Source organism: Virgibacillus sp. NKC19-3 (assembly GCF_019837165.1).
Classification (GTDB): domain Bacteria; phylum Bacillota; class Bacilli; order Bacillales; family Amphibacillaceae; genus Virgibacillus_L; species Virgibacillus_L saliphilus.
In genome coordinates, this window is the sequence record NZ_JAGYHC010000001.1 from 2,030,168 (window position 1) to 2,042,026 (window position 11,859).

Annotated in this window: 13 protein-coding genes; all 13 read left to right on the forward strand. The window is 38.8% G+C overall.

Annotated elements, in window-relative coordinates; translation table 11 throughout:
- The first annotated feature begins 66 nt into the window (after positions 1–66).
- The 13 genes from grpE (at position 67) to yqfD (ending at position 11,859) form a co-directional block, all read left to right on the forward strand.
- Entirely contained in the window at positions 67–645 is a 579-nt protein-coding gene (gene grpE / locus KFZ56_RS09750; RefSeq protein ID WP_222641764.1) for a nucleotide exchange factor GrpE, read from the forward strand.
- 32 nt (positions 646–677) lie between these two features.
- Positions 678–2,513: a molecular chaperone DnaK gene (dnaK, locus tag KFZ56_RS09755; RefSeq protein WP_222641765.1), complete on the forward strand. Its 1,836-nt coding sequence runs from the start codon at positions 678–680 to the stop codon at positions 2,511–2,513.
- 140 nt (positions 2,514–2,653) lie between these two features.
- Entirely contained in the window at positions 2,654–3,784 is a 1,131-nt protein-coding gene (dnaJ, locus tag KFZ56_RS09760; protein ID WP_222641766.1) for a molecular chaperone DnaJ, read from the forward strand.
- Positions 3,785–3,845: 61 nt separating this feature from the next.
- A complete protein-coding gene (gene prmA / locus KFZ56_RS09765; RefSeq protein ID WP_222641767.1) occupies positions 3,846–4,784 on the forward strand; it encodes a 50S ribosomal protein L11 methyltransferase in 939 nt (312 codons plus the stop codon).
- Between the two features lie 19 nt (positions 4,785–4,803).
- Positions 4,804–5,550 carry a 16S rRNA (uracil(1498)-N(3))-methyltransferase gene (locus tag KFZ56_RS09770; protein WP_222641768.1) on the forward strand — a complete coding sequence of 249 codons (747 nt, stop codon included), beginning with the start codon at positions 4,804–4,806 and terminating at the stop codon, positions 5,548–5,550.
- 34 nt (positions 5,551–5,584) lie between these two features.
- Positions 5,585–6,238 (forward strand): deoxyribose-phosphate aldolase, encoded by a 654-nt coding sequence (gene deoC / locus KFZ56_RS09775; protein ID WP_222641769.1) that lies wholly within the window; start codon positions 5,585–5,587, stop codon positions 6,236–6,238.
- 184 nt (positions 6,239–6,422) lie between these two features.
- The gene (rpsU, locus tag KFZ56_RS09780; protein ID WP_072887896.1) at positions 6,423–6,599 is read left to right on the forward strand and encodes a 30S ribosomal protein S21; all 177 of its coding nucleotides are present in this window, start codon (positions 6,423–6,425) and stop codon (positions 6,597–6,599) included.
- Between the two features lie 15 nt (positions 6,600–6,614).
- Entirely contained in the window at positions 6,615–7,061 is a 447-nt protein-coding gene (locus tag KFZ56_RS09785) for a GatB/YqeY domain-containing protein (protein ID WP_222641770.1), read from the forward strand.
- Positions 7,062–7,290: 229 nt separating this feature from the next.
- Positions 7,291–8,622, forward strand: coding sequence for an NfeD family protein (locus KFZ56_RS09790; RefSeq protein WP_375540676.1), 1,332 nt, complete (start codon positions 7,291–7,293; stop codon positions 8,620–8,622).
- Between the two features lie 41 nt (positions 8,623–8,663).
- Positions 8,664–9,659: a flotillin-like protein FloA gene (floA, locus tag KFZ56_RS09795; RefSeq protein ID WP_222641771.1), complete on the forward strand. Its 996-nt coding sequence runs from the start codon at positions 8,664–8,666 to the stop codon at positions 9,657–9,659.
- 30 nt (positions 9,660–9,689) lie between these two features.
- Positions 9,690–10,193 carry a YqfB family membrane protein gene (locus KFZ56_RS09800; protein ID WP_222641772.1) on the forward strand — a complete coding sequence of 168 codons (504 nt, stop codon included), beginning with the start codon at positions 9,690–9,692 and terminating at the stop codon, positions 10,191–10,193.
- Between the two features lie 126 nt (positions 10,194–10,319).
- On the forward strand, positions 10,320–10,601 hold the full coding sequence (gene yqfC / locus KFZ56_RS09805; RefSeq protein ID WP_222641773.1) for a sporulation protein YqfC: 282 nt from the start codon (positions 10,320–10,322) through the stop codon (positions 10,599–10,601).
- A gap of 25 nt (positions 10,602–10,626) precedes the next feature.
- Complete coding sequence (gene yqfD, locus KFZ56_RS09810; RefSeq protein WP_222641774.1) at positions 10,627–11,859, forward strand: sporulation protein YqfD; 1,233 nt, start codon at positions 10,627–10,629, stop codon at positions 11,857–11,859.

Here is an 11,859-nt window from a genome sequence, read left to right on the forward strand (position 1 = left end):
CTGGTTTCATTCAAATGTTATTCATGGTATAGTCTTATTTGGTTATTTTAAATTGGAGGTGTTACGGTGGAAGAGCATGATAAAGATACAACACTAGAAGATGATGTTGATCAAAAAGATGAATCTGAACAAATAGAAGTGATTGATTCAGAAGAAACAGAAGCAGGAACCTCGGAAGAAACAACGAAGGATCCTACGCAAAAGGAAATGGAAGCATTAAAAACAGAAAAAGATGAATTAAATGATCGATTGCTTCGATTGCAGGCGGAATTTGATAATTTCAAGAAGCGGTCACAAAAAGAAAAAGAAGTGGATCGCAAGTATAAATCACAGGATCTGGTAAATGAATTACTACCGGTAATAGACAATTTTGAAAGAGCTTTGCAAGTAGAAGTAACAGATGCAACTTCCAGCCTTATTGAAGGTATCACAATGGTATATCAGCAATTTAAAGATGCACTCAAATCTCAAGGTGTGACAGAGATTGAAGCAGAAGGTAACGTATTTGACCCAAATCTGCACCATGCAGTGATGCAAGTGGAGGAAGAAGAATGGGAATCAAATACAGTTGTAGAAGAATTACAAAAAGGGTATATGCTGAATGATCGCGTTATTAGACCAGCAATGGTAAAAGTAAATAAATAATTTGTATGTAGCAGTGAAGGAGGAAAACAGTTATGAGTAAAATAATTGGAATTGATTTAGGAACAACAAACTCAGTTGTAGCAGTAATGGAGGGCGGTGAATCTGTCGTTATCCCTACTCCTGAAGGGAATCGAACAACACCATCTGTAGTTGCTTTTAAAAATGGCGAGAGACAGGTCGGAGAAGTAGCAAAACGCCAAGCAATTACAAATCCAAATACCATTCAATCTATCAAACGTCATATGGGTACAGATTACAAGGTAACAATTGAAGATAAAGATTATACACCACAAGAGGTGTCTGCGATCATCCTGCAGCATATTAAATCATATGCTGAAGAATATCTCGGGGAAACAGTTGAGAAAGCTGTCATTACAGTACCAGCTTATTTCAATGATGCAGAGCGTCAAGCTACGAAAGATGCAGGTAAAATTGCTGGACTAGAAGTAGAACGTATTATTAATGAGCCGACAGCTGCAGCATTGGCCTATGGTATAGACAAAGAGGATCAAGATCAAACCATTCTTGTATATGACCTTGGTGGAGGTACATTTGACGTATCTATCCTAGACATCGGTGACGGTACATTCGAAGTTATTTCCACAGCCGGGGACAATCGTTTGGGTGGTGACGATTTTGACGAACTGATCATCGATTATATGGTACAAGAATTCAAAAAAGAAAATGGCATTGACTTATCTAAAGATAAAATGGCGACACAGCGTTTGAAAGATGCTGCTGAAAAAGCGAAGAAAGAGTTATCCGGTGTTTCCCAAACTCAAATATCACTGCCATTTATTACAGCAGGAGAAGCTGGACCGTTGCATATGGAAATGAATTTAACGCGTGCTAAGTTTGAAGAACTTACTTCTGATTTGGTAGAACGTACAATGATCCCTGCACGAAAAGCATTATCCGATGCTAACTTAAGCGCAAATGAAGTAAATAGAGTTATTTTAGTTGGTGGTTCAACACGTATCCCTGCTGTTCAGGAAGCAATTAAACGTGAAATCGGAAAGGATCCATCTAAAGGAGTTAATCCGGATGAAGTTGTAGCACTAGGCGCAGCTATCCAAGGTGGTGTGCTCCAAGGTGACGTGAAAGATGTTGTTCTGTTGGATGTTACGCCGCTTTCCCTAGGTATTGAAACAATGGGTTCTGTTACTACAAAATTAATTGAACGTAACACAACAATACCAACAAGTGAATCCCAAGTGTTCTCAACAGCTGCGGATAACCAGACTGCTGTGGATATTCATGTGCTTCAAGGTGAACGTGAAATGGCGGCAGATAATAAAACATTGGGTCGTTTCCAATTAACAGATATTCCACCAGCACCAAGAGGCGTTCCTCAAATCGAAGTGAAATTTGACATTGACTCCAATGGTATTGTAAATGTTAGTGCGAAAGATATGGGTACAAACAAAGAACAATCCATTACGATCAAATCATCTTCAGGACTTTCGGATGAGGAAGTTGAAAAAATGGTCCATGAAGCGGAAGAAAATGCAGAAGCAGATAAAAAACGCCGTGAAGAAGTAGATTTACGCAATGAAGCAGATCAGCTTATTTTCACCACAGATAAAACAATTAAAGATCTCGGTGACAAAGTAACAGATGAAGAAAAACAAAAAGCAGAAGATGCAAAAGAAGAATTGAAAAAAGCAATCGAAGCTGATGATATCGAACAGATTAGAGAAAAGAAAGATGCATTGCAAGAAGAAGTACAACAGCTTACGGTTAAACTGTATGAGCAAGCGCAGCAAGACGCACAAGCTGCACAAGAATCACAAGATGGACAAGGCAGCGATGATGTAACTGATGCGGATTACAAGGAAGTAGATGACGAAGCAGATAAAAAAGAATAGAATGTAATGGGAAAAGGTCAAAGTCAGGATCCTCTTGACTTTGACCTTTTTTAGAAGGATCCTCTCTAAGCAGATTTGCCACGAGGGATCAAGTGATGATAAGATAATATTTATGCTAGTCTCGGGAGAGTGATCAACAAGTGAGTAAGCGCGATTATTATGATGTGCTTGGAGTCAGCAAAGATTCCTCGAAAGAAGATATAAAAAAAGCGTATCGGAAATTAGCCAGAAAATATCATCCGGATGTTAGTGACGAAGAAGATGCAGCGGAAAAATTCAAAGAAGCAAAAGAAGCGTATGAAGTGCTAAGTGATGAACAAAAACGCACCCAATATGATCAATTTGGGCATGCAGGTGCGCAAAACCAAGGATTTGGTGGCTTCGGTGGTGGAGCACAGGACTTTGGCGGTTTTGGTGATATCTTTGATATGTTCTTTGGTGGCGGAGGAGGCCGTAGAAGGGATCCAAATGCACCACAGCAAGGAGCAGATCTACAATATACAATGACACTGGAATTTGAAGAGGCTATTTTCGGGAAAGAAACAGATATCCGTATTCCAAAAGAGGAAAATTGCGAGACATGTAATGGTTCTGGTGCCAAACCTGGAACGAAAGTTAATACATGTTCTCATTGTAATGGTTCTGGTCAATTAAATACGGAACAGAACACACCCTTTGGCAGAGTTGTTAACCGCCGGGTATGCCATTATTGTAACGGAACCGGAAAAATTATTCCGGAAAAATGTACGACATGTGGTGGATCCGGTAAAGTGAAAAAGCATACGAAGATTCATATTTCTATTCCTGCAGGTATTGATGAAGGGCAACAAGTCCGTGTATCCGGAAAAGGAGAAGCAGGTGTGAACGGAGGCCCTCCCGGTGATTTATATGTGCTTGTTCAAGTAAAACCCCATGATTTCTTTGAACGAGAAGGGGATCATATTTACTGTGAATTACCATTAAACTATGCTCAGGCGGCTCTAGGTGATGAAGTGGAAGTGCCTACTGTTCATGGCAAAGTGATGTTAAAAATACCAGCAGGAACGCAAACGGGTAAAACCTTCCGCATGAAAGGAAAAGGTGCGCCAAATGTTCGGGGATATGGTCATGGAGATCAAAATATTATTGTAAAGATAGTTACACCTACGAAGTTGTCTGAGCGTCAAAAAGAATTATTGCGTGAATTCAATGAAATTGGTGGAAATGAGTCAACGAATGAGCAGGACAGTTCTCTTTTTCAACGTTTTAAAAATGCTTTTAAAAGTGAATAATGATGTGAGCCTCACATCGCTATGTACAAATGGCTTATATAAATGAAATGAGTGAATCGAAATGAAATGGTCAGAAATATGTATTCATACAACAAATGAAGCAATGGAACCAATTTCCAACATATTAAATGAAGCTGGTGCCAATGGGCTCGTTATTGAAGATCCATTGGATTTGGTCAAAGAGCGGGAAACATTTTTCGGCGAAGTCTATGAGTTGAATCCGAATGAGTACCCGAAAGATGGTGTGTATATTAAGGCATACCTTCCAGAAGATGAACATTTAGATAAAGTAGTAGAGCAGATAAAACATGCTATTGCAGATCTAGAGAACTATGGCATCGATATTGGAAAAAACCATATAACATTACGCGAAATAAATGAGGAAGATTGGTCAAACGCATGGAAAAAATATTATAAACCAATTCATATTTCTGACAAAGTAACGATAATACCTACTTGGGAAGAATATACACCAGTTTCCAACAATGAAACGATCATTGAACTTGATCCGGGAATGGCTTTTGGAACAGGAACTCATCCAACGACAATTCTCAGTATCCGAGCACTGGAAAAGCATGTAAAGAATGAAGATGTCGTCATTGATGTTGGTTCTGGTTCCGGTGTGTTAAGTATCGCCTCAGCTTTGCTAGGTGCTAGTAATGTACACGCATATGACCTGGATGATGTGGCGGTAAAAAGCACGAAAACAAATGCCGAACTAAATCAATTGGATAATCAAATCATAGCGAAACAGAATAATTTACTTGATCACGTTGATATAAAAGCAAATATTATCGTGTCCAATATTTTAGCTGAAATTATTATACAGTTTGTTCAGGATGCATGGAAAAACCTCGATTTTGGTGGTTTATTCATTATGTCTGGTATTATTCAAGCGAAGCAAAAGGTAGTAAAAGATAAATTAGAGCAACATGGATTTGAAATTGTGGAAGTTGATGCGCTGGAAGATTGGATTTCTATTACAGCCAGGAAAGTTTAAATAAAAGTAGGTGTCTAACTTGCAACGATACTTTATTCCTTCTGCAGATTGGCATATGACTGAAGTTACCATAAGAGGTGATGATGCCCATCATATAAGCCGTGTGATGCGCTGTAGGGAGGGAGACAAAATCATTTGTAATCACCCGGATGGAATGGCTGCGATTTGTAAGATTATCTCTATCGAACAAAATATTCAAGCAATTGTTCAAGAATGGTTGAATGAAACAGTTGAACTTCCCATTACTGTAACTATTGCTCAAGGATTGCCCAAAGGTGATAAATTTGATCTTATACTACAAAAGGGAACAGAACTTGGCGCGCATTCATTTATTCCTTTTCAAGCGAATCGTTCCATTGTTATATGGGATGAGAAAAAGGCAATTAAGAAGATGAATCGTTTCAGAAAAATTGTGAAAGAGGCAAGTGAACAAAGCCACCGAAATCAGATCCCTGAGGTTCATTCACCCGTGACGCTTCCTGCTTTAATCGAGGAAAGTGCTGCTTATGATGTAAAGATTTTCCCATATGAAGAAGAAGCAAAAGTAGGCAACCATCAAAAATTTGGGAGCATCATGAAAAGAATAGAACCCAATCAGCGTTTATTTATCTGTATTGGCCCTGAAGGTGGTTTTTCTAAAGAAGAAGCGGAACATCTAAAAGAAAACGGATTCCACTCGGTTCGATTGGGTCCACGAATACTACGAACAGAAACGGCAGCTTTATATATGCTGTCATGTATTTCCTATCAATTGGAAGAATTATAGCGTACTTTACTCCTATTCAGAGAGGAAGTTAATAATGAATAAAGAATTAGCTAAGTATATTGATCACACTGCATTGAAGCCGGATACGACAAAAGAAGCAATCCAACAAATTGTCGACGAAGCAATATCCTACGAATTTGCTTCGGTTTGCGTGAATCCATATTGGGTGCCCTATTGTTATGACCGTTTAAAGGATACATCCGTAAATGTTTGTACGGTTATCGGGTTCCCATTAGGTGCAACCTCTACAGCGGCAAAAGTTTTTGAAACAGAGCAAGCTATTAAAGATGGAGCAGCAGAAGTGGATATGGTTATCAATGTTGGAGAATTAAAATCTGAAAATGACGAAGCAGTAAAGAATGATATAAAAGCAATTGTTAACGCAGCTAAAGGTAGAGCATTGACAAAGGTTATAATTGAAACATCATTACTGACCAACGAGGAAAAAGTCCGAGCATGTCAATTAGCAAAAGAGGCAGGGGCTGATTTTGTAAAAACATCAACCGGATTTTCTGGTGGAGGCGCAACAGTGGAAGATGTTACGCTAATGCGTCAAACAGTAGGTAATGAAATGGGGGTAAAAGCGTCCGGAGGTGTCCGTGACAATAAATCGGCAGTTGAAATGGTTGATGCCGGAGCAACCAGAATAGGAGCAAGTTCCAGTGTTGATGTAATCCAAGAAAATTAAAATTATGGCAGGTTGACGAAAGGAAATATTTCCTAAATTGTAATGAAGAATCTATTTTTTGGTTAAAGAGAATAATAACTAGTTGACCTATAATCCGGAATATATTATACTTTATAAAGACATATGGAAATTATACATATGTCTTTATAATCCTGTTTTGTGCTTTGGAGGGAGGGAAATTAGCATGTCAAATACAACTCGCGTCCGTAAAAACGAGTCTCTTGAGGATGCTCTTCGTCGCTTCAAGCGTAGCGTATCAAAAAGTGGTACACTGCAAGAATATCGTAAACGTGAACATTATGAAAAGCCTAGTGTTCGTCGTAAAAAGAAATCTGAAGCTGCAAGAAAGCGCAAATATTAAAAGAGGTTGGGGAGCATGAGACTACTTGAACAGCTGAATCAAGATATGAAGCAAGCAATGAAGGACAAAGACAAAGAAAAACTAGGTGTTATTCGCATGATAAAAGCTTCATTACAAAATGAATTGATAAATCTTGGTAAAGAAAATCTTTCGGAAGATGAAGAGTTAACCATCCTATCCAGAGAGTTGAAACAAAGAAAAGATTCCCTCCAAGAATTTAAATCAGCTGGACGCCATGATCTTGTTGAAAAACTTGACGATGAAGTCAATATTTTGCAGGAATATATGCCCAAGCAGCTAACAGATGATGAGCTGAAGGTAATTGTACAACAGGCAATTCAAGAAGTTAATGCAACATCCAAAAAAGATATGGGTAAAGTGATGAGTGCAATAATGCCTAAGGTTAAAGGCAGGGCAGACGGTGCTCAAATAAATAAACTTGTACAGAGACAATTAAGTTGATTAAATAGAGGTTCTTGTCATATATATTTGACAAGAACCTTTTTAGTCAGTTAAAAACTATAACTACTTTTTTAACTTCCTAGCGCTACTAGGTTATTGCCAAGTTTTTACTAACAGTATCACCTTTGGGGTTGTTTATGATATTATTTAATTAGATTGTATATAAAATGAAACCAATTTCCATGATTTTCGTATATGAGGTAGGCACCAAAAGAGGGAGGTGAAAATATTGCCAGGCAAGAAACGTTCCATATACATAATTTTATTGTTTTCACTCTTTTTGACAGTAGTAGCGAATGTAGGTCAACCTGTTAAAGCGGAAGAGAATGGTGCTGGAAAATTGGTTCATATTATACCAATCGAAAATGAAGTAGAACGTGGTCTGGAAGCTTTTTTAACCCGAGCAACCCAAGAAGCTATTGATGAGGGTGCCGATCATATCGTTTTTGAAATTAATACACCAGGCGGACGGGTGGATGCTGCAGGAGAAATTGCCGGGTTACTTCAAAATTTAGATATTCCAACAACTTCTTTTATTGTTAACCAAGCATTATCAGCAGGATCATATATCGCACTAAACACGGATAATATTTATATGGAGTCACAAGCAACAATGGGAGCTAGTGGTATTATTACGCAAGACGGAAATGCTGCTGATCAGAAAGCGCAATCTGCATGGCTTGCTTCCATGAGAAGTGCTGCGGAATCTAAAGGAAGAGATCCGCTCTATGCGCAAGCGATGGCAGACCCTAGTATAGATCTTGCTGAATATGGTGCTCCTGAAGGACAATATTTAACGCTTGATCCTCATTCAGCAGTAGAGGTCGAGTACGCACAGGGTATTGTAAATAATCGAGCCGAAGTGTTGCATGAGCTTGGTTTATCGAATGCAACTGTTGTTGAAGCAGAAACAGCGCTTGCAGAGGATGTTGCCAGATTTTTAACAAATCCTGTTGTAATCCCAATTTTGCTGTCTGTAGCCAGTCTTGGTTTAATTCTGGAATTATTTTCACCGGGTTTCGGTATACCTGGTGTGGTGGGAATTGTGTCATTATTGTTATTCTTCTATGGTCATTTTATAGCTGGGTTAGCGGGGACAGAAGCTATAGCTCTACTTATTATAGGAATCGTTTTAATCATTGCTGAGTTCTTTGTGCCTGGTGGAATTGTCGGTGTTCTCGGCGCTTTAGCAGTGGTAGGGTCATTGTTGATGTCCGGTTACGATTTAGGGCATATGTCGATGAGTATAGGAATTGCTTTTTTGGTAGCAGTCTTAGCTGCTGTTATTCTATTTAGAAGGATTGGCATGGATAAAGGCCTCTTTCGCCATATTATATTAAAGGACCAAACAACAACGGAACAAGGTTATGTTTCATCCCGTAATCGTTTGGAATTAATCGGTTTGGAAGGTATTGCAGTAACTCCCTTGCGGCCCTCTGGGGCAGGAGTGTTTAATGATGAGCGATTGGATGTGTTATCAGAGGGATCATTCATCGACAAAGGTAAGCGGATAAAAATTGTGAAAGTAGAAGGAGTTCGAATTGTCGTTCGAGAATTATAACAAAGTGAAGAAATTTATATAAAACAGGGAGGAATTTTAGCATGGAAATATCACAACTGATGCCGATTATTATAATCGCGCTAATCTTGATTGCTATAGCCATTTTGTTTACGTTTATTCCGGTAATGCTATGGATAAGTGCACTAGCAGCTGGAGTTAAGGTAGGAATCTTTACATTAATTGGAATGCGCTTACGTCGAGTTGTGCCCAATAGAGTAATTAATCCTTTAATTAAGGCGCATAAAGCAGGATTAAACGTGCAAACCAACCAGCTTGAGAGTCACTACTTGGCTGGTGGTAATGTAGATAGAGTGGTAAATGCACTTATCGCAGCACATAGGGCCAATATTGAATTACCTTTTGAGCGTGGCGCCGCTATTGATTTAGCAGGTCGTGATGTACTTGAAGCGGTGCAAATGAGTGTTAACCCAGAAGTAATTGAAACTCCATTTATTGCAGGTATTGCAATGGATGGAATCGAAGTAAAAGCAAAAGCAAGAATTACGGTTCGTGCTAACATTGATCGTTTAGTTGGTGGTGCAGGAGAAGAAACCATTATTGCACGTGTTGGTGAAGGTGTTGTAAGTACAATTGGTAGTTCAGATGCACATACGAAAGTATTAGAAAATCCAGATTCAATTTCACAGACCGTATTAGCGAAAGGACTCGACTCAGGTACTGCTTTTGAAATTCTATCGATTGATATTGCTGATGTTGACATTGGTAAAAACATTGGTGCTATCTTACAAACAGATCAAGCTGAGGCAGATAAAAACATCGCACAAGCGAAAGCCGAAGAGCGTCGCGCAATGGCCGTTGCACAAGAACAAGAAATGGTTGCACGAGTTCAAGAAATGCGTGCGAAAGTTGTGGAAGCTGAAGCAGATGTTCCACTTGCACTTGCAGAAGCCCTGCGTTCAGGTAATTTAGGAGTAATGGATTATATGAGTTATAAAAATATTGATGCCGATACAGATATGCGTGACTCTATCGGTAAATTGACAGAAGAAGATAATGATGATAATAACCCGAAATAAGCTAATCCGAGTCAGTGAAGGAGGGTTATTGTGGGATCGCTTATAGAATTGATTATGGATAACCTGTTTATTGTTGTTATTATTATTGCTGGAATAATCGGTTTTTTTAGAAATAGTTCTGCGGAACAAGAACAGGATAGAAGGCAAACGAATAGACCCAGACCAACGTCAACTTCGGCTCCTTCTGGTGGAGATAATCAGCCACAACAAAGAAGGGCTCATGAGGCCCCATCCAATCAGCCAGCTCCTGCTTCTATTGAAGAACAGCAAAGTGAACAATTGGGACGTTTGGCCAACCAACTGCAAACTGAAACAAAGGATGCCATGGAAAAACTCCCACATGACGCGATTATTGGAAACACGTTACGCGAGCCTAACAAGAACAGTTCCGTGGAGAAAGAAGCTTTAAAAAAGCAGATTAAAGGTAATTTAGGAAAAACCGGATTGGTAAATGGCATTATTATGTCTGAAGTTTTAGGTTCGCCTAGAGCTAGGAAACCATACCAAGTGAATCATGTAAAACGAAATAAATAAAGACTATTCAAGAGTCATTAACAAGCTAGGTTGTATGTACCTGTCCTTGTTGATGGCTCTTTTTGCTTTATTGTTCTTATCTTTTCATCTCCGTCATAAATATGGTTATGAGAGGGGGATGCACTAGTGAAAAAATGGCAGCAGCATATCCGTCCTTGGTTAGTGAAATATCTTGCACTTCCTTCTGATGTGATGCTTGAATTACCCCGAATAACGATAATCGGACAAATTCATGTCTATATTGAAAACCACCAGGGATTAGAAACATATTCTGATACGGAACTTAAATTAAAAACAAATAAAGGATTTATTCGAATTACAGGATCTGCCTTTGTATTAAAAATGATGCTACCCGAGGAAATTTTATTGGAAGGTACAATTTCAGACGTAACATTTATTCCTGATTAATATTTGTTGATTGAAGGAGGACGAAATGAGGTATAAACAAGGGGCACTTATGACAGGATATGTAACGATTTTAATTAAAGGGGACAGGCCGGAGTTATTTTTTCAAAAATGTATGCGACAAGGTATTCTTGTATGGAATATAAAAAAAACAGCGGATGATGCATGTATCGGGAGTGTTAGACTACATGATGTAAAAGAGCTAAAAACAATAAAAAGGAAAACAAATCATAAATTAACCTTTATAGATAAAAAAGGATGCCCTTTTCTTATAAAACGGTTTACGAAAAAAAGACAACTTATGCTTGGGTTGGTGATAAGCGTAATGCTCATCATATTCTTATCGAATATCATCTGGGAGGTTCAGATCACTGGTGTTCCAACGGAAGTTGAAGAAAAAATCAGTAAACAGTTAGATGAGTATGGCGTTCATTCCGGGGCATGGATTTTTACATTGGATGAGCCTACTGCTATTCAAGATCAATTAATAAAAGATGTGCCTGAACTGTTATGGGTTGGTGTAGAACAAAAGGGGACAACCTTTTACCTTGAAGGTGTTGAAAAGTCAGTTGTCGAGGAAAAAGAGTCTACGGGCCCGCAACATTTGGTTGCAACCAAAAAGGGTGTCATTAAAAATATGTATGTCTCAGAAGGACTCCCCCGGGTTGCAGTTAATGACTACGTTGAGCCGGGGGATGTGCTAGTCTCTGGTATCATTAATGAAGAAAACGAGGACAGTGAAGAAGGAGAAGAAGACAAGGAGAGACAATTGGACCTCGTAGCTGCTGATGGTGATATAACAGCAACTACTTGGTATGAGGTTTCCGTCAATGTTCCATTAGGGGGTGATTATGAAATGCTTAGTGGGAATCAAGAAAAGAAGTATTATATAAGCCTAGGAAACCTGCGATTCCCAATATGGGGACTTGGAAATCCAGACTATGAGGATATTCATAGAGAAACGAATGAGACTCCTATCCATTTTTTGAAATGGCAATTACCTGTCACATTTATAGATACCACTTTAAGCGAAAAGCTGTATCATAGTGTTGAAAGGACAAAAGAAGAAGCAATCAATACAGGTATAATGCAGGCGAAAAATGAGTTGCAATTACAGTTAGGGCCAGAGTCACAAATCATCTCCGAGAAAGTTTTGCATGAAACAACCGAGCGTGGTAAAGTTAAATTAAACTTATATATTAGTGTAGAAGAAAATATTGCCAAAGCTGAACCAATTGAACCTTTAAGTCAAGGAGATTGA

Coding starts and splice junctions, on each gene's coding strand:
- floA (WP_222641771.1), top strand. CDS start 8,664: ATGGAAATATCACAACTGATGCCGATTATTATAATCGCGCTAATCTTG.
- rpsU (WP_072887896.1), top strand. CDS start 6,423: ATGTCAAATACAACTCGCGTCCGTAAAAACGAGTCTCTTGAGGATGCT.
- yqfD (WP_222641774.1), top strand. CDS start 10,627: ATGAGGTATAAACAAGGGGCACTTATGACAGGATATGTAACGATTTTA.
- KFZ56_RS09785 (WP_222641770.1), top strand. CDS start 6,615: ATGAGACTACTTGAACAGCTGAATCAAGATATGAAGCAAGCAATGAAG.
- deoC (WP_222641769.1), top strand. CDS start 5,585: ATGAATAAAGAATTAGCTAAGTATATTGATCACACTGCATTGAAGCCG.
- dnaK (WP_222641765.1), top strand. CDS start 678: ATGAGTAAAATAATTGGAATTGATTTAGGAACAACAAACTCAGTTGTA.
- prmA (WP_222641767.1), top strand. CDS start 3,846: ATGAAATGGTCAGAAATATGTATTCATACAACAAATGAAGCAATGGAA.